Annotated in this window: 19 protein-coding genes; 10 read left to right on the forward strand and 9 right to left on the reverse strand. The window is 72.6% G+C overall.

Going from position 1 to position 24,006, the window contains the following annotated elements; translation table 11 throughout:
• Nucleotides 1-177: 177 nt before the first annotated feature.
• Entirely contained in the window at nt 178-933 is a 756-nt protein-coding gene (locus ACZ51I_RS13570; RefSeq protein ID WP_468874991.1) for a TetR/AcrR family transcriptional regulator, read from the reverse strand.
• Between the two features lie 150 nt (nt 934-1,083).
• Between ACZ51I_RS13570 and ACZ51I_RS13575 the strand changes: the two genes are divergently transcribed.
• From ACZ51I_RS13575 to ACZ51I_RS13590, 4 genes are all read left to right on the forward strand, one after another.
• Nucleotides 1,084-2,595: a flavin-containing monooxygenase gene (locus ACZ51I_RS13575; protein ID WP_468874992.1), complete on the forward strand. Its 1,512-nt coding sequence runs from the start codon at nt 1,084-1,086 to the stop codon at nt 2,593-2,595.
• Between the two features lie 56 nt (nt 2,596-2,651).
• Nucleotides 2,652-3,611 carry an AurF N-oxygenase family protein gene (locus ACZ51I_RS13580; protein ID WP_468874993.1) on the forward strand — a complete coding sequence of 320 codons (960 nt, stop codon included), beginning with the start codon at nt 2,652-2,654 and terminating at the stop codon, nt 3,609-3,611.
• An 80-nt stretch (nt 3,612-3,691) separates the two neighbouring features.
• Nucleotides 3,692-5,332 carry an FAD-dependent oxidoreductase gene (locus ACZ51I_RS13585; protein ID WP_468874994.1) on the forward strand — a complete coding sequence of 547 codons (1,641 nt, stop codon included), beginning with the start codon at nt 3,692-3,694 and terminating at the stop codon, nt 5,330-5,332.
• Nucleotides 5,333-5,428: 96 nt separating this feature from the next.
• Nucleotides 5,429-6,646: a phospholipase D-like domain-containing protein gene (locus ACZ51I_RS13590; RefSeq protein WP_468874996.1), complete on the forward strand. Its 1,218-nt coding sequence runs from the start codon at nt 5,429-5,431 to the stop codon at nt 6,644-6,646.
• On the opposite strand, the gene ACZ51I_RS13595 is transcribed toward ACZ51I_RS13590, so the two are convergent.
• On the reverse strand, nt 6,637-7,560 hold the full coding sequence (locus ACZ51I_RS13595) for a YihY/virulence factor BrkB family protein (RefSeq protein WP_468874998.1): 924 nt from the start codon (nt 7,558-7,560) through the stop codon (nt 6,637-6,639). The two genes, ACZ51I_RS13590 and ACZ51I_RS13595, sit on opposite strands and share 10 nt — an antisense overlap.
• Nucleotides 7,561-7,693: 133 nt before the next feature.
• Between ACZ51I_RS13595 and ACZ51I_RS13600 the strand changes: the two genes are divergently transcribed.
• The 3 genes from ACZ51I_RS13600 to ACZ51I_RS13610 are packed head-to-tail and all read left to right on the forward strand — an operon-like array spanning nt 7,694 to nt 11,218.
• Nucleotides 7,694-9,418: a bifunctional phosphatase PAP2/diacylglycerol kinase family protein gene (locus ACZ51I_RS13600; RefSeq protein WP_468875001.1), complete on the forward strand. Its 1,725-nt coding sequence runs from the start codon at nt 7,694-7,696 to the stop codon at nt 9,416-9,418.
• A complete protein-coding gene (locus tag ACZ51I_RS13605; RefSeq protein WP_468875004.1) occupies nt 9,384-10,361 on the forward strand; it encodes a YihY/virulence factor BrkB family protein in 978 nt (325 codons plus the stop codon). Before ACZ51I_RS13600 ends, ACZ51I_RS13605 begins: the two co-directional genes overlap by 35 nt.
• 50 nt (nt 10,362-10,411) lie before the next feature.
• The gene (locus tag ACZ51I_RS13610; protein WP_468875006.1) at nt 10,412-11,218 is read left to right on the forward strand and encodes a phosphatase PAP2 family protein; all 807 of its coding nucleotides are present in this window, start codon (nt 10,412-10,414) and stop codon (nt 11,216-11,218) included.
• A 33-nt stretch (nt 11,219-11,251) separates the two neighbouring features.
• On the opposite strand, the gene ACZ51I_RS13615 is transcribed toward ACZ51I_RS13610, so the two are convergent.
• Nucleotides 11,252-11,902: an esterase/lipase family protein gene (locus ACZ51I_RS13615; RefSeq protein ID WP_468875633.1), complete on the reverse strand. Its 651-nt coding sequence runs from the start codon at nt 11,900-11,902 to the stop codon at nt 11,252-11,254.
• A gap of 402 nt (nt 11,903-12,304) precedes the next feature.
• Here ACZ51I_RS13615 and ACZ51I_RS13620 point away from each other — a divergent pair, with 402 nt between their 5' ends.
• The 3 genes from ACZ51I_RS13620 (at nt 12,305) to ACZ51I_RS13630 (ending at nt 16,744) form a co-directional block, all read left to right on the forward strand.
• Nucleotides 12,305-14,665, forward strand: a complete 2,361-nt coding sequence (locus tag ACZ51I_RS13620) for a collagenase (protein WP_468875008.1) — start codon at nt 12,305-12,307, stop codon at nt 14,663-14,665.
• A gap of 82 nt (nt 14,666-14,747) precedes the next feature.
• On the forward strand, nt 14,748-15,707 hold the full coding sequence (locus ACZ51I_RS13625) for a proline racemase family protein (protein WP_468875010.1): 960 nt from the start codon (nt 14,748-14,750) through the stop codon (nt 15,705-15,707).
• Between the two features lie 92 nt (nt 15,708-15,799).
• Nucleotides 15,800-16,744 (forward strand): ornithine cyclodeaminase family protein, encoded by a 945-nt coding sequence (locus ACZ51I_RS13630; protein WP_468875635.1) that lies wholly within the window; start codon nt 15,800-15,802, stop codon nt 16,742-16,744.
• Between the two features lie 63 nt (nt 16,745-16,807).
• On the opposite strand, the gene ACZ51I_RS13635 is transcribed toward ACZ51I_RS13630, so the two are convergent.
• The 6 genes from ACZ51I_RS13635 to ACZ51I_RS13660 form a co-directional block, all read right to left on the reverse strand.
• Nucleotides 16,808-18,088 carry an NAD(P)/FAD-dependent oxidoreductase gene (locus ACZ51I_RS13635; protein WP_468875013.1) on the reverse strand — a complete coding sequence of 427 codons (1,281 nt, stop codon included), beginning with the start codon at nt 18,086-18,088 and terminating at the stop codon, nt 16,808-16,810.
• 92 nt (nt 18,089-18,180) lie between these two features.
• Nucleotides 18,181-19,170 carry an ABC transporter ATP-binding protein gene (locus tag ACZ51I_RS13640; RefSeq protein ID WP_468875015.1) on the reverse strand — a complete coding sequence of 330 codons (990 nt, stop codon included), beginning with the start codon at nt 19,168-19,170 and terminating at the stop codon, nt 18,181-18,183.
• Nucleotides 19,167-20,171, reverse strand: a complete 1,005-nt coding sequence (locus ACZ51I_RS13645; RefSeq protein WP_468875018.1) for an ABC transporter ATP-binding protein — start codon at nt 20,169-20,171, stop codon at nt 19,167-19,169. The genes ACZ51I_RS13640 and ACZ51I_RS13645 overlap by 4 nt, the downstream gene beginning before the upstream one ends.
• Nucleotides 20,171-21,157 (reverse strand): ABC transporter permease, encoded by a 987-nt coding sequence (locus tag ACZ51I_RS13650; protein WP_468875021.1) that lies wholly within the window; start codon nt 21,155-21,157, stop codon nt 20,171-20,173. Before ACZ51I_RS13650 ends, ACZ51I_RS13645 begins: the two co-directional genes overlap by 1 nt.
• Nucleotides 21,154-22,089, reverse strand: a complete 936-nt coding sequence (locus ACZ51I_RS13655; protein ID WP_468875023.1) for an ABC transporter permease — start codon at nt 22,087-22,089, stop codon at nt 21,154-21,156. Before ACZ51I_RS13655 ends, ACZ51I_RS13650 begins: the two co-directional genes overlap by 4 nt.
• Before the next feature lie 8 nt (nt 22,090-22,097).
• Nucleotides 22,098-23,840 carry an ABC transporter substrate-binding protein gene (locus ACZ51I_RS13660; RefSeq protein ID WP_468875026.1) on the reverse strand — a complete coding sequence of 581 codons (1,743 nt, stop codon included), beginning with the start codon at nt 23,838-23,840 and terminating at the stop codon, nt 22,098-22,100.
• Nucleotides 23,841-24,006 lie beyond the last annotated feature (166 nt).

Raw genomic sequence — 24,006 nt, forward strand, 5'->3', positions numbered from 1 at the left:
CGTCCGTGGCGGTCGGCTCAGGAGACGGACCTGCCGAAGGTTCAGGTCATGTCGAAGTACGGGACGGGCCCGGCCGGTTGCGCGGCGGTCACGCGGCGGATCACAGCGATCGCCAGGTCGGGTGGACGCCGCGCAGACGGGACTTTCGAAACACGCCCTAGCCGCGGCCGCCCGTGGTCAGGCGCCGTCGTCCGCCGCACGGTACGGGGCGGCCGCGCCCGGGGACCCCGGGGGCGGCCCGATCGGCTGGTCCGGGTCGAGCTTGATCCCCAGGCGCGGGGTGGCGCCCGCGAGGACGCCCCAGAGGGCGTCGCTCAGGAAGTGGGTGAGCTCGTCGGGGGAGCTCCTCGACTCGGGGTGGGCGGCCCACTGGTTCACCACGCCGTCCACCAGGCCGACCATGCCGAACGCGAGGTTGAGGCTGAACCCGGTGGGCGCAGGCTCCCCGTCGAGGAGCCGCTCGGCGTAGGCGTCCAGGAGCCGGGCCAGGTGGAGGGCGACGGCGGTGCGGGTCCCGGTGACCGCGCGGGAGCCGGGGGCGGGCTGCCCGGCGGCGCCGGTGCCGAGGAACCGGTGGAGGTGGGGGTGGAGCGCCACCCAGCCCACGTACGTGGCCGCGGCGAGTTCGATCGCCTCCCGGATCGTGCCCCTGGGGTCGAGGGCGGGCGCGAGCGCGGCCATCAGGTCGTCGGTGATGCGCGCGCGGATCTGCTCGTCGAGGTCCTCACGGCTGCGGAAGATCCGGTAGACGACGGAGCGGGGCATGCCGGCCTCGGCGCCGATCGCCGCCACGCTGACCGCCGTTCCGTCACGCCCGATGACCGCGAGGGCCGCGGTCAGGACCTGGTCACGGCGCTCGGCGCGGTGGCCGCTCCAGCGTGTGTCGCGGCCGTCTGGGCGCCCGTCGCTGCGTGTGTGTCTGTCCTCGGCCACGGCGTGGATCGTACCCGGCCGCCGTCAGCGAGCGGGCCGCGAGGGGTGGCGCAGCTCACGTTACCGCCGGTATCTTGGACGCGGTGACACAGGTAAATTCTGGTGCCTGGGGGAGAATGCGCACCGCCACCGGCCACAGAGGGGACGCACATGGAGAACGAGCACGTCGACGTGCTGATCATCGGCGCGGGACTGTCCGGGATCAGTGCCGCCTGCCACCTGCTCGCCGGGAACCCGGGGACCACGTACGCGATCATCGAGCGGCGCACCGGGATCGGCGGCACCTGGGACCTGTTCCGCTACCCCGGCATCCGCTCGGACTCCGACATGTACACCTTCGGCTACGGCTTCCGCGCCTGGCACGGCACCAAGGTCCTCGCCGGCGGCGGTGACATCCGCCGCTACATCCGCGCCACCGCCGAGGAGCACGGCGTCACCGACCGCATCCGTTTCGGCCGCAGGGCCGTCCGGGCGGACTGGTCGAGCGACGACGCCCGCTGGACCGTCGAGACCTTCGACGAGGCCACCGGCGAGACCCACGTCCTCACCGCCCGTTTCCTCGTCGGCGCCACCGGCTACTACGACTACGACGCCGGCCACCGCCCCGAGTTCCCCGGCGAGGAGCGCTTCCGGGGCACCCTCGTCCACCCGCAGCACTGGCCCGAGGACCTCGACCACGCGGGCAAGCGCGTCGTGGTCATCGGCAGCGGCGCCACCGCCATCACCCTCGTCCCCGCGATGGCCCCCGATGCAGCGCACGTCACCATGGTCCAGCGCTCACCCACGTACATCCTGGCGCTCCCCGCCGACGACCCCCTCTCCGTCCTCCTGCGCGCGCTGCGCGTCCCGGCCGCGCTCGTCCACCGGGTCGGCCGCGCCCGCAACATCGCGATGCAGCGCGGCCTCTACGCCCTGTGCCGCAAGGCCCCCCGCCTCATGCGCACCGTGCTCCTCGCCGCGGTACGGGCACGGCTCGGCAAGAGCGTCGACATGAGCCACTTCACCCCGGCGTACAAGCCCTGGGACCAGCGGCTCTGCGTCGTCCCCGGCGGCGACCTCTTCACCACGCTCAGGAGTGGTCGGGCGTCCGTCGTCACCGACCACATCGAGACGTTCACCGAGACCGGCGTCAAGGTCCGGTCCGGCGAGGAGATCCCCGCCGACATCGTCGTCACCGCCACCGGCCTGCGCATGCAGCTCGCCGGCGGCATGGACCTCGCCGTCGACGGCAAGCCCGTCGTCACCCGCGACCACCTGCTCTACAAGGGCGTGATGCTGGACGGCGTCCCCAACCTGGCGATGATCATCGGCTACACCAACGCCTCCTGGACCCTCAAGGCCGACCTCGCCTCCGCCTACGTCAGCAGGCTCATCGCCCACATGGACCGGCACGGTCTCACCGCCGTCACCCCCGTCGCCGGGGAGGGCGACCGCTCCTCCGTCTCCGTCATGGGCGAATCGCTGACCTCCGGCTACATCGCACGCGGCGACGCGATCATGCCCCGCCAGGGCACCCGGGACCCGTGGCGGATCTGGAACGACTACTACCGCGACCGCCGCGCGCTGCGGCGGTCGCCGATCGAGGACCCCGCGCTCCGCTTCGACCGCGCGGTCCCCGACGGGCGGCCCGCCGGCCGACGGCACCCGTCCCCGGCGGCCTGAACCCGCTCCCACCCCGCACCTCCCGACGGCCCACCGCGAGAGACCGAGGACGACGAATGACCAGCGTGCAGAGCTATCACGAGAGGCTCAGGACCCTGTCCGAGGCCTCGGTGCACCTCCACTTCGACGCGTTCACCGACATCGACTGGGACCACCCCGACTTCGCCATCGACCCCGCCGACCCCCGCTGGGTGCTCCCCGCGGCCGACCCCCTGGGCGGCCACCCCTGGTACCGGGAGCAGCCGCTGGAGGTCCGCACGCGCATCGGACTGTGGCGGTACGCCAACATCGTCAAGGTGGGCATGCAGTTCGAGAACGTCCTCATCCGCGGGGTGATGGACTACGTCTTCGCCCTGCGCAACCAGAACCCGGAGTTCCGGTACCTCACCCATGAGGTCACGGAGGAGTGCCACCACACCCAGATGTTCCAGGAGTTCGTGAACCGGGCCGGGGCCGACGTGCCCGGCGGACGACGCTCCTTCCGCGTCCTCAGCCGCTTCCTTCCCCTGGCCGGCTCGCTGGTCCCCGAGTCGTTCTTCACCGGCGTCCTCGCCGGGGAGGAGCCCATCGACCACCTCCAGAAGGCGATCCTGCGCGGCGGCGAGGACATCCATCCGCTGATGCGCCGGCTCATGCAGATCCACGTCGCCGAGGAGGCCCGGCACATCTCCTTCGCCCACGAGTTCCTGCGCGTCAAGGTTCCCGGCTACGGCAGGGCGCGCAGGGGCGCGCTCTCGGTGGCCTTCCCGGTGATCATGCGGGTGCTCGGGGACGTCATCATGGTCCCCGACCGGAAGACCGCCGAGGCGATAGGCGTGCCGCACCGGGTGATCAAGGACATCTTCTGGAAGTCGCCCGACGGCGAGAAGATGCTCCGCGACCTCTTCTCCGACGTGCGGATGCTGGCCGAGGACATCGGTCTGATGAACCGGGCCTCACGACGGGTCTGGAAGGCGCTGCGCATCGACGGCCGGCCGTCCCGCCACCGCGGCGAGCCCGCCCCGTACGCCGCCTGACGCAGCCGGCCGGGCGGCCGTGCGCACCCAGCCTGGCCCGCGACGGCCCGCCGCCTCACCGGTCCCGTGAACGGAGAACCATGACCTACGTCGTCACCCGGTCGTGCTGCGCCGACGCGTCCTGCGTCCTCGCCTGCCCGGTGAACTGCATCCACCCCGCCCCCGGCGAACCGGGCTTCGGGCAGACCGAGATGCTGTACGTCGACCCCCGCACCTGCGTCGACTGCGGCGCCTGCACGACGGCCTGCCCGGTGGACGCCCTCAAGCCGCACACCCGGCTCACCGAAGCGGAGTTGCCGTTCCTCGAACTCAACCGCGCCTACTACGACGCCCATCCGCACGAGGACCGCACGCCCATGGCGATCGTGCCCAAGCAACGCCGCATGACCGCGCCCGAGTTGCGGGTCGCCGTCGTCGGCGCCGGGCCGGCAGGCCTCTTCGCCGCCGACGAACTGCTCCGGCACCCCGGCGTGACGGTGACCGTCCACGACCGGCTGCCCACCCCGTACGGTCTCGCCCGCGCCGGGGTGGCGCCCGACCACCAGGACACCCAGCGGGTCGCCCGGCTGTTCCGCGCCGTCGAGAGCCAGCCCGGCTTCTCGTACCGGCTCAACACCGAGATCGGCCGCGACCTCCACCACGAGGAACTGGCCCGAGACCACCACGCCGTCATCTACGCCGTGGGCGCGGCGACGGACCGGCGGCTCGGCATCGACGGAGAGGACCTGCCCGGCAGCCACTCCGCCACCGACTTCGTCGCCTGGTACAACGGCCACCCCGACCACAGCTCCACCTCGTACGCACTCGACGGCGAACGGGCCGTCGTCATCGGCAACGGCAACGTCGCCCTGGACGTGGCCCGGATCCTCACCGCCGACCCCGACACCCTCTCCCGTACCGACATCTCCGACCGCGCGCTCGCCGCGCTGCGGACGAGCCGCGTCCGCGAGGTCGTCGTGCTCGGACGCCGAGGCCCGGCCGAGGCCGCGTTCACCCTGCCCGAACTGCTCGCTCTCGCCGCGCTCGACAGCGTCGATGTCCTCGTCGAGGCCCGGCCCGCGGACCTGCCCACGAACCCCACGCCGAAGACCGCCGTCCTCGCCGACCTGGCCGCCCGCACCCCCGTACCGGGACGGCGCCGCATCGTCCTGCGCTTCCGGACCCGCCCGACGCGGATGCTCGGCGACGACAGGGTGACCGGTCTGACGGTCGTACGGAACGAACCGCCGCGCGCCGACGACGGCGCCCCGCCGGCCGCGCGCGCCCCCGAGACCGAGACCATCGCGACCTCGCTCGTCCTGCGCGCGATCGGCTACCGCGGGCGGCCGGTCCCGGGCCTCCCGTTCGACGAGACGACCGGCACGGTGCCCCACGAGCGGGGGCGGGTCCGGCCCGGCGTGTACGTGGCCGGCTGGATCAAGCGCGGCCCGAGCGGCTTCATCGGCACCAACAAGTCCTGCGCCCAGGAGACCGTCTCCGCGCTCCTCGACGACCTCGACGCCGGCCTGCTCACCGCCCCCGCCGACGGCCCGGTGTCCGGCGGGCACCCGGACGCGGTCGGCCTCGACGGGTGGCGGGCGATCGACGACCACGAGCGGACGGCGGGACGCCGCGAGAGGCGACCCCGCGTGAAGATCGTCGACCGGGACGCCCTGCTGGACGCGGCCCGCTCAGCCTCGGGGCGCCGCCGAGCGGGCCGCGGTCGGAGGGGCGGGCTCTAGGGGGCGGGTCCGGCCACCCCGGGACCAGCGCGCCGGAGTCCTGGGCGCGGTCGGATATGGTCCTGGTCGCCGATGGCCCGACCGAGGAGTGCAGGTATGTCTGACAGAGAGCCGCCGCTCGGCGGTGCGACGACCGCGACCGCCGACAGCGCCCTGGCGGACGAACGGATCCACCGCATTCGCCGGCGCCTGGAACGGCTCATCGGTGTCGCGGCGACCGAGGGAAACGCCGTCCGTCCCCTGCGCAACGGGGACGAGATCTTCGCCGCGATGCTGGACGCGATCGGCCGTGCCCGGCACACCGTCGACATGATGACCTTCGTCTACTGGCGGGGCGACATCGCGCGGCGCTTCGCCATGGCCCTGTCCGACCGGGCGCGCGCGGGTGTGCGGGTGAGGCTGCTGCTGGACGGCTTCGGCAGCCGCCTGATAGAGCGGGACCTGCTGGACCGGATGAGCCGGGCCGGGGTCGAGATCGCCTGGTTCCGCAAGCCCCTCTACCTCTCGCCGCTCAAGCAGAACCACCGCTGCCACCGCAAGGTCCTCGTGGTCGACGAGCAGACCGCTTTCACCGGAGGCGTCGGGATCGCCGAGGAATGGTGCGGTGACGCGCGCAACCCCCACGAGTGGCGGGACACACACGTCGAGGTCCAGGGCCCCGCCGTGGACGGCATCGCCGCCGCCTTCGCCCAGAACTGGGCCGAATGCCATGCGGAGCTCTTCGACGAGCGCGACCGTTTCGTCGGCCACCGCCCGAGCGGGAGCGCCATCGTGCAGGTGGTCCGCGGCTCGGCCAGCTTCGGCTGGCAGGACATGCAGACCCTGATGCGCGTGATCCTCGAATCGGCCGAGGAACGGGTCCGTCTGGCGACCGCGTACTTCGCCCCCGACAGCTACTTCATCGACCTGCTCTGCGCCACGGCCCGCCGCGGAGTGGAGGTCGATATCCTGCTGCCCGGCCCCTACACGGACAAGCGGGTGTGCCAGCTGGCGGGGCAGCACCGCTACGAGGAGCTGATCGCCTGCGGCGTGCGCATCCACGAGTACCAGCCGACCATGATGCACGCGAAGGTCATCACCATGGACGGCGTCGTGTCCCTGATCGGCTCCACGAACTTCAACCGCCGCTCCCTCGACCACGACGAGGAGGTCATGCTCGCCGTCATGGACGCCGGGTTCACCGCCGCCCTCGACGCGCACTACGACGAGGACCTCGAGGTCAGCGAGCTGATCCGCCCGGACCGCTGGAAGCGGCGCTCCCTGGTGCAGCGCGCCCGGGAGACCGCGGTGCTCCCCATCCGCCGCTACCTGTAGGAGGAGGCGGTGCCGGCCTCCGCCGGCGCCTCGCGGGTCCCTTCCCCGGTCCGCGCGAGCACGGCGTTGAACTGGGCGCCGGCGAGCAGGGCCAGGTTGCTGAACCACAGCCACACGAGGAACACGATGACCCCGGCGAGCGAACCGTAGAGCCGGCTGTAGGTCCCGAACTGCGTGTAGAGGGTGAAGAGCGCCGAAGCGCCGAGCCACAGGAAGGCCGCCAGGGCGCCCCCCAGAAATCCCCGGCGCGCGCCGCGGGCTTGGACGGGTCCGGTCCGGTAGAGGATGAGGATCAGTGCCGTGACGATCACCAGGAGCGCCGGCCACCGCAGGAGGGCCATGGCGTCCGTGCCCGAGTGGCCGGTGGCCGCCGCGAGCCGGCGGGCCACGGGGCCGGTCGCGACGAGGCTCGCGGCGCCCGCGACGAGCAGGGCCAGCAGCACGCCGGCGGTGAGGACGAGGACGTGCGCCGCACGCAGCGGCCGCCGCGTGTCGGGCAGCCGGTGCATCACGTGCAGCGCGCGACGGAAGACCGCCAGGTAACTGGACGCCGACCACAGGGCGCTCAGGACGCCGCTGACGAGCAGCGCCCACAGGGAGGACGGCGCCGAGGTGAGGCCCTCCAGAGCCTCCCGCAGCACCTGGGCCGACTGGGGAGGGGCGTAGGAGGTGAGATCGCGGATCAGCCGCTCGCGGGTGCCGGTCCCGGCCAGGCCCACCAGGGAGACCGAGACGAGCAGGGCGGGCACGAGTGCCAGCACCGCGTAGTAGGTGAGGGCCGCCGCGTAGTCGGCGATGTTGTCGTCCCAGAGGCGTACGGCGGTGGTGCGCAGGTGCGCGCGTGCGCGTCCCCACAGCTCGACGAGCCGGCTTCCCGGAGTGCTCCGGTCCGTGCGGAGAGTGTTCGAGGTCACGGTGCCCTCCTGCCCGGCGTCACCGCTCTCATCCTCCGTTCCCCACCGACGAAGCCGGTGAAGGTGATGAAGCCGACGGCGCCGAAGAGGACGGTGGCGGTTTACCCCGCGCCAAGCAGGTAACACGGCGTCAATGACGAACCCACACGGGGCGGGAGCCAGACCGGGCCGCCCGCTCCTGCTGCTGCCCGTGCAGGCGGCCGCGGTCGTCGCGCTGGGGCTGCTGGTGACCGGGCCCCTCGCGCACCGCTGGCCGCTGTCGGCGGAGGAAGGCGTCAACCGCGCCCTCGCCGCCCACCGCACCCCCTTCGCCACCACTCTCACCGACTGGGCGTCGCTGCTTGCGAACACGGGTAGCGTGATCCTCCTCACCCTCATGTGCACGGCCGCCCTGCTCCTGGTGCCGCACGTGCCCCGGTGGCGGGAGGCGGCGTTCCTCGCCGGGTCGGTAGCCGCGCAGTCCGCCGTCTTCCTGCTCGTCACCCTCGTCGTGAACCGCGAACGCCCCGACGTGCCCCACCTGGACCCGGCGCCGCCGACGTCCAGCTTCCCCTCCGGCCACGTCGGCGCCTCCGTCGCCCTCTTCGGGGGGCTGGCGGTCCTCGCGACCCGGCGCCTGCACGGCGTCCTGCGACACCTCGTGGTGGGGCTGCTCCTCGCGATCCCGCTGCTCGTGGCGGTCTCCCGGGTGTACCGCGGCATGCACCACGTCTCCGACGTGGCGGCGGGGCTGCTGAACGGCGCCTGCACGCTGGCCCTCATGGCGGCCGCCCTGCTGCCGCGCCACCGGGACGAGGAGGCGGAAGAGGAGTCACCACCCGCCCGGGGCCCGTCCGGGCTCGGCAGGCGCCGGGTCCTCGTGGTGCGCCACCCGCGCGCGTGCGGGGACGAGACCGCCACCAAGGTCCGGGCCGTACTGCGCGACCACGGCTACGCGGAGCAGCAATGGACGGAGACGACGGCCGGGGACCCGTCCGGTGCCCTGGCCGCCCACCTCGGAGGGACGGACACCGATCTGGTCGTCGTCTGCGGCGGGGACGGCACCGTACGCGCCTGCGCGGACGTGGTGGCCGGGACCGGGATCCCCCTGGCGATCGTGCCCTGCGGCACGGGGAACCTCCTCGCCCGCAACCTGCGGCTGCCGACCGAGCCCGTGGCCGCTCTGCGGGAGGCCCTCCAGGGGCAGGCCGTCGGACTCGACGTGGGGCGCATACGGGGCGACGGGATCGCGCCGACCCGGTTCGCGGTCATGGCGGGTGCCGGGTTCGACGCCGCCATGGTCCGGGACGCCTCTGCGCGGCTCAAGGAGAGCCTGGGCTGGGCCGCGTACGTGGTCTCGGCCGTACGGCATCTGGGGGACGACCGGATGCGGCTGACGATCCGGCTGGACGGAGGCGCCCCGCTGGAGCGGCGGGCCCGCATGGTCGTCATCGGCAACGTCGGGACCCTCCAGGGCGGGCTGCCGCTGCTGCCGGAGGCCCGGCCCGACAGCGGCAGGCTGGAGGTCGTCCTGCTCGACCCGCGCGGGGTGACCGGCTGGCTCGCCGCCGCCGGGTACCTCGCCTCCCGCGTACCGGGCGCACGGCGGCGACGCGCGCCCGCCACGGGGGAACGGTCCCTCGCGCACGGCGCACTGGAGTACTTCGGCGCGGCCCGGATCGACCTCCACTTCGCCCTGCCCCAGCCGCGCGAGCTCGACGGTGACGTCTTCCCCGCGGGTACCCGGCTGACCGCGGAGGTCGAGCCGGGGGCGCTGCGGGTGTGCCTGCCGGCCCCGGCGCGGACGGGAGCCCCGGCGGGGGCGACGGAGGAAGGAGGCACCCATGGGCACCGCGACACGCGTACCGCAGCGCAGTGAGGTCAAGGCCGTGGAGGCAGAACTGCGGCTGCGGGGAGACGTCCTCTCGGGCGAGGAGGCCTGGGCCGCGCTTCGCCACTACGGAGGCTGGGCCCTCGTACGGGACTCCTTCGTACGCTTCCGCTACGCCGACGGGTTCAGTCACTCCCGGGCCCTCGCCCTGCAGACAGTCCTCGCGATCCTTCCGCTGGGCATCGCCGTCATCGGGCTGTCCGGAGTGCTGCACACCGAGGACGTCGGGCGGATCGCCGAGCTGACGATCCGCCGGATCAGCGGTCCGAGCCAGGACGTCGTGGACGACGCGCTGCGGGAGAGCCGGCGGCACGCCGGGGAGGGCGGCGCGGCGGCCCTCTGGTTCGGCCTGCTGTTCTCCGTCGCGAACGTCACCACGGGCATGTGCCAGGTGGAGCGCGGCGCGAACCGCATATACGGCGTGGAGCGCGACCGGCCGTTTCTCCACAAGTACGCCCGGGGGCTGGTGATGGCGGTGCTGGCCGGGCTGCCCCTCGGACTGAGCTTCTGCGTCACGGTCCTCGGATCCGACCTGAGCCGGGCCCTGATCGAGGTCTACCACCTGGAGCCGGCCACGTCCCGCGCGTGGGACGTGCTGCGCTGGCCCGTGGGAATCCTGTTGGCGGTGATCGCCACCAGTGCCGTCTTCCGCCGCTCGCCCCGGCGCGCCCAACCGGGCTACACCTGGCTCGCCTTCGGCGCCGCCGTCCATCTGCTGCTGTGGCTGGGCGCGACGTGGGCACTGAGCCTCTACGTCGGCTCCGGAGGCTCCTTCACCACCGTGTACGGGCCGCTGAGCGCGTTCGTGGCGCTGCTGTTGTGGTCGTACCTCACCTCGATCGCCCTGTTTCTGGGCCTTTCCTTCGCCGCCCAGCTGGAGGCCGTACGGGCGGGGGTGGGGACGCCCATCACCGAGGACCCCGGGGTCTGAGCCGAGCGGCGCTCCCGACACCTCCCCGACGGAAAGGAACCGTACCGACCATGACTGAGCCTTCCCCCCGGACCTGGCGGCACCGTCTCGGGCGAAGCGTGACCGGCCACGGCGGGCCCGACACGCGGTTCGGCACGCGGTTGGTGGCGGGCGCGGCCCTCACCGCCCTGGCGGCCGTCCCGTTCTCCCTCGCCCTGGTGCTGGTGGAGTCGCACTGGACCCCGCTGTACCACCTCGACCAGGTGGTGGCCGAGCGGCTGCACCGTTCCGCGCTCGGCAGTCCGGCCTGGGTACGGGTGCTCGACTTCCTCACGCAGGTCGCGTGGGGGCCGCTGACCATGCGGCTCCTGGTGGCCGGTGTGGTGGTGTGGCTCCTGCGGCGGCGGGCGTTCCGCCTCGCCGCCTGGGCGGCCGTCACCGCGACGACCGGCGGGCTGGTGGGACTGCTGGTCAAGAACGTGGTCGAGCGTGCCCGGCCGCACCTGCCGGATCCCGTCGCCCACGCGCCCGGCTTCTCCTTCCCCTCCGGGCACGCCATGACGGCCACCACCTCCTGCGCCGTCCTGCTGCTGGTCCTGCTTCCCCTGGTCCCGCGTGCCTGGCGGCCGCTGCCGTGGGTCCTGGCGGCGGTGGCGGTGCTCGGTGTGAGCTACACGCGGGTCGCGCTCGGGGTGCACTGGGTGAGCGACGTGGTCGGGGGCTGGCTGCTGGGACTGGCGGTGGTGACCGCGACCACGCTCGCCTTCGAGGCGTGGCGCGGCGACATCGGCCGCTCCCGCACCACCCCCGCCGAGGGCCTGGAGCCCGAGATCGTGACGGACTCCCCGGAGCCGGTGGGCCGGCCCGGATCCGGCTGACGCGGGGTCGGCCGCCGGGCGGACCCAGGTCGGCTACGAGCGGAGGAAGGCGCGGACGCCCTGGGAGACGGTGGCGTCGCCGAGGAGCTCGTTGTGGTCGAGGCAGCCGGCGCCGTTGTTGGCGGCGCCGGCCAGCGGCACGCTGCTGTCGGGGTTGATGACCTCGTCGCATTCCGACCACCAGGTGGCGTAGCGCACGGCTCCGGGCGTCTCGTCGCCCTCAGCGAGCTTCTTCTGGACGTAGGAGCCCGGGGTCATGTCGCGGCAGGCCTGGTCCCACAGCGCGCACGCCCATGCCGTACCGGTGCCGTGGTTGGGGCCGGCGAGAGAGGCCCAGTGGGCCACGGAGGACTGGCCGGCGGGGTCGAACTTCACGTACCAGCGGGTGACGAGACTGCCGAAGGAGTGGGCGACGAGGTCGACCCGGCTCGCCCCGGTCCGCCGCTTGACTCCCTCGACGTACGCGGCGAGTTCGCCGGACAGGACCTCGTTCACGGACCGGTGGGTGTCGTAGCCGAAGGAGAAGAGCTCGGCGTCGGTGTAGCCGTCGGCTTCGAAGTCCGCGCGCAGGCCGCCCCACACCCCGGGATCGGCGTTGTAGCCGTGGACGAACACGACGGGGGTACGGGCGGACGCTTCGGGCCCGGGCTCCTCGGCCCGCACGGGCGCCGCCGACAGGAACAGGGACGCCACGACGGCGAGCAGCGGAACGGTGATCCGGCCACGGATTCTCAACACGCTCTCCCCTGGAGTGAGTTACGCACGAGTAGACAGCAGCATGGTGGGGGTTGAGGGGGCGCATGAACAGCCCCTTGCCGTGGCTTCGTCGGGCCCTGCGGTCCGTTGTGGCGGACTCGGCACCGCGACGCCGCTGAATCCCGAGGCCTGTGTGACGGATTGACCCCGTTCGGGGGCGGCCTGTCGGCCCCGGAGGGCAAGTGATGCCACCCAAAGGCTTGTCAGTGCAATTTCACATTACTATGTTACAGCGCACACGGTCTGATGAACGTTCGTCATACGCCGTGCGAACACGGCCAGTTCGCGAACACATCCCCGCGCCACCCCCCTCACCAGCAGGAGTTCCCCTTGTCCCTCCACAGACGTGTGCGCTCGTCCCTGCTCGCCTCCGCCGTCGCCGTCACCCTCCTCGCCTCCGCCGGCCAGGCCGGTGTCGCCGCGGCGGGCACGGACGACCAGCCCGCCACCGCCCCGGCCCTTATGCTCGGCGCGCCGGCCCCGCAGGCGCAGCCGGGTGCCAACCCCTTCGACGAGGTCGAGCACCCGGCCTCCGCCCCGCGCACCACCTTCGGGCCGGCCCCCGCCCCCGGCGGCCTCGCCGCGGGCCGCGTCCCCGGCCGGGCACCGGCCGCCGCCACCGCCAAGGCGTACGCCGCGACCGCCGCCGGTACCACGGCGGCCGGCGTCCCCTGCACCCTCGACGGGATCAAGGGCCTCACCCCCGAGCAGTTCGCCGACTTCCTCGCCGACCCGGCGGTCACCGCCGACGGCTGTCTGCGCAACCTCATATGGACCTGGGACGCCCGGCTCGCGCCCGTGATGTCCGACGCCCACGTCCAGGCCGTCGCCCGCCGCATATCGGGCCTCGCCGCCTCCCACGACGGACGGAACGCCTCCCATCTGGAGGAGATGTTCACGTACCTGCACGCCGTCGCCTACCACGACTACGCGCGCGACGAGATCGACACCACCGACGCCCCCACGATCGACGCGATCCGCCGGGCCGTCGCCGACTTCGCCGCCGCCGCGCACACCTTCGACGTCACGAAGAGCAACGCGAACACCCTCCGCGAAGCGCTCTACGCGGCCAGCGCCCCCGGCCTCCGCCAGCACCAACTCGGGCTGATCAAGCGGGTCCTGGCCACCATGGACCCCTCGCACCCCGCCACGAACCTCGACCCGGCCTGGGCGGGTGCCGCGCTCGCCGGCCTCTCCGTCAACTACCTCGGCGTCTACCCCGGCAACCAGGACACCGCGTTCCACACGGCCGTCGCCGCCGACCCGGCCTACCGCGCCGTCTTCAAGGCCTTCGCCGGCTACGGACACCTGAAGGGCACCGCCAACGCCTGGGTCGCCCGGGACGCCCTCGGCGAGTACGGCCGCTTCGGCCAGATCGCGGGCCTCAAGGACGGGATCGTCGCCGACCTCGGGGCCCTGCTCACCACCGTCGTCGGCACCTTCGGCCAGGGCAGCCAGCCGTGGGCGAAGGTCGTCTCCTGGCTCAACGTCTACGAGGCCTGCAAGCCGTACGGCGTGTGCAAGGAGGACATCGAGAAGCAGCTCTTCCCGTACACGTACACCTACGACAACGGGGCCATCAAGGTCCGCACCGCGCTCGACCGGGCCACCGTCGACCAGCTCTACTACGCGAGCAAGCAGGTCAAGGCGCAGTACCACCGGGTCCTCGGCACCGACAAGCCGCTCGCCGGTGACCCCAACACCACGCTGAACATCGTTTTGTACGCCTCCCGCGCGGACTACGAGAACTACCACCCCATCCTCACCGGGATGGACACCAACAACGGCGGCATCTACATCGAGCGCGGCGCCACCTTCTACACCTACCAGCGGCGCGTCCCGCAGGACTCCACCCTGACCCTGGAGGAGCTCTTCCGCCACGAGTACACCCACTACCTCAACGGCCGTTACGCCGTGCCCGGCTTCTTCGGCGAAGGCCCCTGGTACCAGGGCGACCGCACCACCGCCATGGACGAGGGCACGGCCGAGTTCTTCGACGGAGCCACCCGCGACAACGGCATCGCCGTCCGCAAGTCCCTGGTCCGCAGCGTCATCAGCGACACCGCCGGCGGCGGACCCCGGATGAACCTCCGCCAGATCCTCAACGCCACCTACGACGGCGACGGCTTCCGCTTCTACGGCTACGCCGGAACCTTCTTCGAGTTCCTCTGGACCGAGAAGCCCTCGCTGCTCCGCGAGATGTACACCCACCTGCGGGCCAACGACGTGGCGGCGTACGACGCGTGGCGCAACCGTCTCGGTTCCGAGGCCGGCCTCCAGCGCGACTACGACCGCTTCCTCGACACGCAGATCGCCAAGGTCGACCAGCTGTACGTGCCGAACACCACGTACACGCCCAACGCCCAGCTCCGCGACTCCGCCCTCGCGTCCGTGAAGTCCTCCTTCGCCGCCGCCACCTACAGCACCCCCGACTGCGTGGAGAACGGCGACCCCGGCAAGCGCCGCTTCGTCTGCACCGGGCGGATCACCGCCAACCTGTCCAACTCGGCCAGCGCCGACCAGAACTTCAAGGACATGTCCGAGACCGTCGACTACTTCCTCCTCGACCGCGCCGGCGCCGTCTCGAACAACCTGGCCGACATGAACTGCAGCTTCGGCCCCGTCGAGATCTGGTCCACCAAGGTCGCGGGCACGTCGAGCTACAGCTGTGAGGGCCCCCTCCGCAGCTGACCGCACCCGCCGTCCGGGCCGGTCCTTCCGCGGGGGAGGGGCCGGCCCGGCACCGTGACCCCCCTTCTGGAGGCCGCACTCCGTGAACACCAGCCCGCACCCGGTCCGCACCACCGACTACCACACCGCAGGCGAGCCCTTCCGGATCGTCGACGAAGACCTCCCCCCGATCCCCGGCGACACCGTCGCCGAGCGCCGCGCCCTCGCCCTCCGCCTCCGGCCGCTCGACGGACTGCGCCGCCTCCTGGTCCAGGAGCCGCGCGGACACTCCGGCATGTACGGCGGGTTCATCGTGCCGCCCGACGACGACGGCGCCCACTTCGGCGTGCTGTTCTGGCACAAGGACGGCTACTCCACCGCCTGCGGCCACGGCACGATGGCCCTCGGCGCCTGGGCCGTCGACACCGGGCGCGTCCCCGCCCCCGAGGACGGCGACGTCCCCGTCCGCATCGACGTGCCCTCCGGGCGCGTCACCGCGACCGTGCACCGCGCGGGCGGCCGGACCACCGGCGTCACCTTCCGCAACGTCCCCACGCGCGTCCTCGCGCGCAAGGTCCCGGTGAACACCACGTCCGGCACCGCCGACGTCGACCTCGCCGACTCGGGCGCCTGCTACGCCTCCGTCCCCGCCGCCGCCCTCGGCCTCGACACCACCCGGGCCGCCCTGCCCGCACTCGTCCGGGCCGGGCGGGAGATCCGCGCCGCGTTGCCCGCGTACGAGATCTACGGCGTCATCCTGTACGAGGAGCTGCCCGACGCTCCCACCGGGCCGCGCCAGCGCAACGTCACCGTCTTCGCCGACGGGCAGGTCGACCGCTCACCCTGCGGATCGGGCACCTCCGCGCGGCTCGCCCTGCTCGGCGAGGACGGGCGCCTCGCACCCGGCGACACCCTCACGCACGTGTCGGTGGCCGGCACCGTGTTCACCGGCCGCCTGCTGCCCGGAGGCGTCACCGAGGTCACCGGAACCACCCATCGCACCGGCACCCACACCTTCGTGCTCGACCCGCACGACGACCTGGGGACGGGATTCCAGCTGTGACCCCCACGCCTGCCCAGTCCGCCACGCCTGTCGTGACCACTGCGTCTGCCGTGACCACCACGGCCGACCTGCTCCGGATCGACGCCCCGGCCATGACCCGTCTCCTGACCCCGGGGGCCACGGCCGACGTCCTCGCCGACGTCCTGCGGGCCGGCTTCGACCCCGAGACCGCACCGCCCCGCACCGCCGTCCCCGTCCCCGCCGGTGAGCTCCTCCTCATGCCCGCCGCCCTCGGCCCGTACGCCGGAGTGAAGATCGCGGGCGTGGCCCCCGGCAACCCGGCCCGCGGCCTGCCCCGCATCACCGGCTCGTACCTGCTCCTCGACGGCGAGAGTCTCCGGCCCCTCGCCCTCCTCGACGGAGCGGCGCTCACCGAGCTGCGCACCCCGGCCGTCTCCGCGCTCGCCATACGCCGTCTGACACCGGACGACCGGCCCCTGCGGCTCGTCCTGTTCGGCACCGGACCCCAGGCGTACGGGCACCTGGAAGCAGTCCTCGCCGTGCGCGAGGTCGCCGAGGCCGTCGTCGTCGGACGCGACGCGGTCGGCGCCCGCGCCCTCGCCGGATACGCGCGGACGCTCGACGTGCCCGCCCGCGCCGGCACGCCCGGCGACGTGGCAGGGGCCGACCTCGTCGTCTGCTGCACCACGGCCCGGGAACCGCTCTTCGACGGCACCCTGGTGGCCCCCGGCGCCACCGTCGTCGCGGTCGGCTCGCACCAGCCGGCCGCCCGTGAGACCGACACCGCGCTCGTGACCCGCGCCCAGGTGTACGTGGAGGCGCGCTCGGCGGCGCTCCGCGAGGCGGGCGACCTGCTCGTCCCGCTGGCCGAGGGGGCGATCGGCGCGGACCACATCGCGGGCACCCTCACCGACCTCGTGAACGGCCGCGCCCCCTCCGGTCGCGCCTCCCGTGACCCCGCGTCCACCGGCCGCGCGCCCTCCGGCCGCCCGCGGCTCTTCAAGAGCGTGGGGATGGCCTGGGAGGACCTCGCCGTCGCCGGCGCCCTGTACCGCGCGGCCCGCGATACCGCCTGAACACACCGACGCCGGCACCGCTCGGGCGAGGCGGTGCCGGCGTCGCTGTGTTGGGGGAGCCCGTCACGCCCCCGTCCCTGGCAGGCGCGCGGGTCGGTTCGCCGCCCGCCGGTGCCTGAGGTTGACGACCGCCGCCCTGGCCACCACCGCGGGGTTCAGGAACCGCACCGGACCGATGAGGCGGGACGCGAACAGGTGCATGTGCCGGGCCAGGGACGCGTCCCGCGCCGCCGCCGAGAACATCAGCCGCTCCACCGGATTGAACGGACGCCCCTTGGCGAAGTCCGCCGCCAGGTACTGATGTCCGCTCAGGCGCCGCCGGTGCCTGCGCGCGTACACCGCGAGCGCCCGGTCGAGGTCGCCGTGACCGGTCACGACGGGGGCGACCGCCTCCGCCAGCCACCGCGCGGACTGCAGGGCCCACCCGCATCCGACTCCCCACAGGGGATCGCCGGTCAGGGCGGCGTCACCGATGAGCGCGAGGCCCGGCGCGGTCGGCCTGCGGGTGTGGAGCGGGTAGTCGACCGTGCCGGTGATCTTCGTGACGCGCTCGGCGGAGTCGATGGCCGGTGCGTCGGGCAGCGAGCGGACGAACTCGAGGAAGCTGCCCTCCAGATCCTCCCGGAAGGCCGGCAGCCGCGTCTTGTCCGGGAGCACCGCGACGACCGTCACCCCGTCGTCGTTCGGGAACGCGTAGGCCATGTCCGGCACCAGGAACCAGGCGTGGCTGATCCCGTCGCGCAGCGGAAGGTTCCGGTAGTGCGCGAGATAGCCGAACCGCGCGTTCTGGTGCCGCCGGGTGGGCACCCCGGCGAACGAGGCCACGGCCGAGTCCTTGCCGTCGGCGCCGACCACCAGACGGGCCCGGAACTCGCGCTCGCCCTCGGGGGTGGAGGCCCGCACCCCCACGGTCCGCCCGTCCTCCTGGACCAGCCCCGTCACCTGGTGGCCGAGGAGTACGTCGACGCCGGGGGTCTCGGCCGCACGGGAGCGTATCAGCGGGTCGAGGGTGCTGCGCCGGACGTTGTAGCCGTACGGCAGCTCGGGACCCGGCGCGGCCCTCGGCTCGATCCATCCCCAGGGGGTGTACCAGCGGGCCTCGTTGCGGACGGCCCCCGCCTTCTCCAGGGCGGGGACCAGGCCGAGTTCCTGAAGGACCGGGGTGGCGTTGGCCGTGAGGGAGTGGGTGCACAGCGTCTTGTACGCCCCGGGGCGCGAGCGCCGCTCCAGGAGCGCGACGCGGGCACCGCGGCGGGCGAGCAGGATCGCCGCGGCGCAGCCGGCGAGGCTCGCGCCGCTGATGACGACGTCGTAGTCGTGTCCCGCGCTCTCGGGCTGGGTCATGCGCTGATCGTTCCCCTCGTGGTGCGGAGCCACTTCTGTCAGGAACATGAGGACGAGGAACGTGAGCGGTTGTCAAGAGCGGCGGTGTGCCCTCACCCTCCCTCCGGGCTCTCGGGGAAGTGGCAGGCGACCTGCCGGGCCTCGCCCGGGGTGGCGATCCGCAGTGACGGCGCCTCGGTCCGGCAGAGCTCCCGGGCCTTCGGGCAGCGCGGGTGGAACGTGCAGCCCGGCGGGGGAGCGGCCGGACTCGGCGGGTCGCCGAGCAGCGTGATCCGCTCCCGGACCCGCTCGGCCACCGGGTCGGGCAGGGGTACGGCGGAGAGCAGCGCCCGTGTGTAGGGGTGGGCGGGCGCCGCGTACACCCGCTCCTTCTCACCGATTTCCACGATCCGGCCGAGGTACATCACGGCGACCCGGTCGCAGACCCGCTTCACCACGGAGAGGTCGTGCGCGATGAAGAGATAGGCGAGGCCGAGCTCGCGCTGGAGCCGCTCCATCAGATTGACGATCTGCGCCTGGACGGAGACGTCCAGGGCGGAGACCGGCTCGTCGGCGACGACGAGCCGGGGGCCGGTGGCCAGCGCGCGGGCGATTCCGATGCGCTGGGCCTGCCCGCCGGAGAACTCGTGCGGATAGCGGTCGATGTGCTCCGGGATGAGCCCGACCAGCTCCATCAGCTCCACGGCCCGCTTGCGCGCCCCGGCGGCCGAACTCCCCTGCACGAGCAGCGGATCGGAGATGATCCGGGCCACGGTCTGCCGGGGGTTGAGGGAGGAGTGCGGATCCTGGAAGACCATCTGGAGGTCGCGGCGGAGCGGCTTCAGCTCCCGCCGGGACAGATGGCTGATGTCGCGTCCGTCGTACGAGACGGAACCCGCGGTCGGCTCCAGGAGCCGCACGATCACGCGGCCGGTGGTCGACTTCCCGCAGCCGGACTCGCCGACGAGCCCGAGCGTCTCGCCCGCCGCCACGTCGAACGACACGCCGTCGACGGCCCGGACGGGCGCCGAGCGCGCCCGGCGCCCCGGAAACGTCATGGTCAGGTCCTGTACGCGGAGGAGGGGCGGGGGCGTGGTGGTCATGAGGGAACGCCTTCGTACGCGGGGAAGTGACAGGCGGCCGGGTGCCCGTCCGGGCCGTCGAGGAGCGGGCGTTCGGCCGCACAGCGGGCCCGCTCCTCCTCGGAGCCGGCGGCGGCGCGGAGGCAGCGAGGGGCGAACGCGCAGCCCGGCGCCGGGTCGAGCAGGGACGGCGGGCTGCCGGGGATCGCCCGGAGCGGCGCGTCGTCGTGGTCGTCGAGCCGGGGCAGCGAGTCGAGCAGACCCCGGGTGTACGGATGGGCCGGGGTCGCGAACAGCGCGTTCACCGAGGCGCGTTCGGCGGCCCGGCCGCCGTACATCACCAGGACGTCGTGGGCCACCCGGGCGACCACCCCCAGATCGTGCGTGATCATGACGACGGAGAGGCCCCGGTCCTCCTGGAGACGGGCGATCAGCTCCAGGATCTGCGCCTGGACGGTGACGTCGAGCGCCGTCGTCGGTTCGTCGGCGATCAGCAGATCCGGCTCGCAGACGAGCGCCATCGCGATCATCACCCGCTGGCGCATCCCGCCCGAGAACTGGTGCGGGTACTCGCCGGCCCGGCGGCGGGGCTCGGGGATGCCGACCTCGCCGAGCGCCTCGACGGCCCGCGCGCGGGCCGCCGCGCGACGGGACCCGAAGTGGACCCGGTGGTGCTCGGCGATCTGCTCGCCGACGGTGTAGTACGGATGCAGGCTGGACAGCGGGTCCTGGAAGATCATCGCCATCCTCCGGCCGCGCAGCCGGTTGAGCTCACGCTCCGGCAGGCCGATCAGTTCGCGGCCGTCCAGGGCGACGGAGCCGGTCACCTCGGCGCCGGTGAGCAGGCCCATCACGGCCAGCGAGGTGACGGACTTGCCGGAGCCGGACTCGCCGACGATGCCGAGGGTGCGCCCGTGCGGGACGTCGAAGGAGAGGGAGTCGACCGCCCGGACGGGGCCGCGCCGGGTGGGGAAGGTGACCGTGAGGTCGCGTACCGACAGCAGGGAGGCGGAGTCGCCCATCAGTACCTCACTCGCGGGTCGACGACGGCGTACAGCAGGTCGACGGCCAGGTTGGCGACGACGATGAAGGTGGCGGCGAGCAGGGTCACCCCGAGGATCACCGGCTGGTCGCCGGTCGACAGGGCGCCGTAGAAGAGACGCCCGATGCCCGGGAGCCCGAAGAGGGACTCGGTGATCACCGCACCCGCCAGCAGACCGCCCAGATCCATCCCGAAGATCGTCAGGATCGGCGTCAGGCCCGCGCGGAGCCCGTGTTTGACGACCACCGTGCGGCGCGGCAGCCCCTTGGCGCGCGCGGTGCGGATGTACGGCTCCGCCATGGACTCGATCATCGAACTGCGGCTCTGACGCGCGTACATCGCGGCGTACAGGATCGCGAGCGCGAGCCACGGCAGGAGCAGGTTGGTGGCCCAGGACAGGGGGTCGGAGCCGAAGGGCACGTACTGCGGATAGGGGAGGAGTCCGGAGACGCGGATCAGCCCGTAGATCAGCAGCACCGACGTGAAGTAGACGGGCAGCGAGGCGGCGGCGACCGCGCCGACCATCAGGGCCCGGTCGGTGAGCGTGTCCTTGTGCAGGGCGGCCGTGACACCGGCGGAGAGCCCGAGCAGCAGCCAGATCACGGCCGCGCCCAGGGCGAGGGACGCGGAGACCGGCAGCCGGTCGACGAGCAGGTCCCACACGCTCTGGCTGTTCTCGTACGAGTAGCCCAGGCAGGGGAAGTCACAGTGCAGGGCGTACTGTCCGCTGCCCACCGTGCGGCCGGTGAAGATGCCGGTGACGAAGTCGGTGAACTGCCGCCACAGCGGGGCGTCCAGGCCCATGTGGGCGCGGATCGCCTCCAGGCGTTCGGTGCTGCACGACTTGCCGCATGCCGCGGCGGCCGGGTCGGAGGGCAGGACGTAGAAGATGGTGAAGGTGACGGCGGCGATGGCGACGAGGACGCCGAGCACGCCCAGGAGCCGGCGGCCGAGATAGAGGATCACGTGCCGCTCCCTCGCGGGTCGAGGACGTCGCGCAGCGCGTCGCCGAGGAGCGTGAAGGCGAGCACGGTGAGGAAGAGGCAGAGGCTCGGGACGAGGAAGTACATGGGATCCGTGTCGTAATAGGCGACGCTCTCGGCGATCATCTGGCCCCAGGAAGGAGTGGGCGGGCGGACGCCGACGCCCAGATAGCTGAGGGCCGCCTCGGTGGCGATCATCCCCGGAATGATCAGGGTGGTGTACGCGATGACGGGCCCGGCGACGCCCGGGAGGATGTCGCGGGCGAGGATCCGCCAGGGGCCGGAGCCGCCGACGCGGGCGGCGTCGACGTACTCGCGGTGCTTGAGGGAGAGGGCCTGGCCGCGGACGACCCGGGCGATGCCGGGCCAGCCGAAGAGGCCGATGACGGCGGTCATGAGGACGATCCGGTTGACGTCCCTCGCCACCGACATCATCGCGATCATGAAGATGAGCGAGGGGAAGGACATGGTGAGGTCCATCAGGCGGGAGAGCACGCTGTCGGTGCGGCCGCCGAAGTAGCCGGCGGCGATGCCGGCCGCCGTTCCGGCGACGACGACGATCGCGGTCGCCGAGAAGGCGATGAGCAGCGAGACCTGGGCGCCGTGCACGACCCGGGCGAACAGGTCGCGTCCGGTGACGGGTTCGACGCCGAGCCAGTGCTCCGCCGAGACGCCGCCGAGCGGACCGATCGGCTGGCCGCCCAGGTACGGATCGACGGCGCTCTTGTCGAACTCCTCCGGGCCCCAGCCGCCCAGGGAGCCGATCAGCGGGGCGGCGACGGTGAGCAGCGCGAAGAACGCGACGACGGCGAGCGAGACCTGCACGGAGGTGCGACGGCGCAGCTCCCTCCGGGCGAGTCGCCAGGGCCCGCTGCCCGCCCTCACGGGCGGGGAGGTCGAGGTGGTGGTGGTCATGGCCGCCTTCAGCTCGCGCTCTTCGACGGGTCCTTGAGGCCGACCGTCGCGAAGTCGATCTGCCCGCCGAAGGAGGTGTGGCCGAAGGCACCGGCGATGTTCGTGCCGAGCAGCAGGGGCCTGCGCTCGACCACGACGGGCGCGGTCGGGGCCTTGGCGAGGATCTGGCCGTCCAGCTCCTGCCACGCCTTGTTCGCCTGCGCGGAGTCGGTCATCGCGGCGATCGCGTCCATCCGCTTCATGGTGGCGTCGTCACGGAAGAGGGAGTGGTTGCCGGAGTTGCCCTTCTCCTTGATGTAGCGGCCGTCGAAGACGAAGGGAAGGAAGGTCGATCCGGAGGGGAAGTCGGGGCACCAGCCGGTGTAGACGAGGTCCGTGCGGTTCTTGGTGTCGCCGATCGTGTCGTAGAAGGCGGAGGGGTCGACGGTCTCGATGGTGACCTTGATCCCGGCGCGGCCCAGGGACTGCTGGATCGCCTCGCCCACCGACTTGTCGCCGTTGGAGACGGTGATGCTCGTGGGGAAGCCGTCGGCCTTCCCCGCCTCCTTCAGCAGCCGCTTCGCCTTCTCCACATCACCGGTGAGCGGGATCTTCAGGGTGTCGGGCTGCTTGCCGCCGAAGAGGGAGGCGGGCATGAGCGCGGTGGCGGGGTCGTTGAGGGCGGGGCCGCCGGAGGCGGTGAGGATCGCCTCGCGGTCCAGCGCGTACTGCACCGCCTGCCGGACCCTGACGTCGTCGAAGGGCGCCCGGCCGGTGTGCATCTGGACCATCTCGGTACAGCTGCTGGACTCGGCGAGGAGCCGCGCCCTGACCTCGGGCCTGGTGAGCACCTTGGGGGTGGACTCGGGGCGGAGCTTGTCCCAGGAGACCGCGGAGGCGTCGGCGCCGGCGGCGGCGATGAGCCGGTCGTCGATCTGGTTGGCCTTGAGCCCCATGGTGACGACGATCCGGTCCGGGTACGCCTTGCGCACCGTGTCGGACTTGGGGTCCCAGTGGGTGTTGCGGACGAGGACGAGCTGCTTGTCGCGGGCGTACGAGTCGATCTTGTACGGGCCGGAGGAGAAGGGGCGGCTGTCGTACTGGGGGCCCTTGTCCTGGGAGGCGGGGACGGGCGCGAAGGTGGGCAGCACGGTGGTGTAGGGGAACTCCGCGAAGGGCTTGCGGAGTTCGAAGACGAGGGTGCGGGCGTCGGGCGTCTTCACGGAGTCGAGGTGCTTGCCCTTGGCCGGGCCCTGGTAGCCCTCGGCGCCGACGAGGTAGCGGGCCGCGTAGTCGGGACCGCCGGGCAGATCGGGCGAGAAGGACCGCTCCACGTTGTACTTGACGTCCTGGGCGGTGATCGGAGTGCCGTCCTCGTACTTCAGCCCCGGCTTGAGCCTGAACGTCCACGTCCTGGCGCCGTTGGAGGAGACGCCGAGGTCCTCGGCGAGGTCGGGCGCCAGCACCCCGCCCTTCGCGCCGGGCTCCGCCCTGTACGTCAGGAGGGTGCGGTAGAGCAGGCGGGTGCCGAAGTCCATGTCGCTCATGACCCAGTTGCGGGCCGGATCCAGGTGGGTGAAGTCCTGGTTGGACAGGACCGTCAGCGTGCCGCCCTTCTGCGGAGTACCTCCGACGATCGTGCCGTTGGTGGAGGCCGCGGGGTTCTTACGGTCCGGGGAGCCGCCGGACTTCTCGCCGCCGGAACAGCCGGTGACGCCGAGGGCGAGGGTCGTCACCAGGGCGGTGGCGAGGGTGCGGGTGCGCTTGTTCATGGGTGGTCACTCCGGTGGTACGGCGGTGGGGCAGCCGTGGGACAGCCGTGGGACGTCGGCGTCGGCTGGAATGTGACCGGTAACATAGTAATGTGAAATTGTACTGACAAGGTGTCGGGGGCTCCGTTATCCATCCGTGTCCGTATGGCGAGAACGGGTGCGAGAG

The sequence above is a fragment of the Streptomyces sp. NPDC034084 genome (assembly GCF_055575535.1).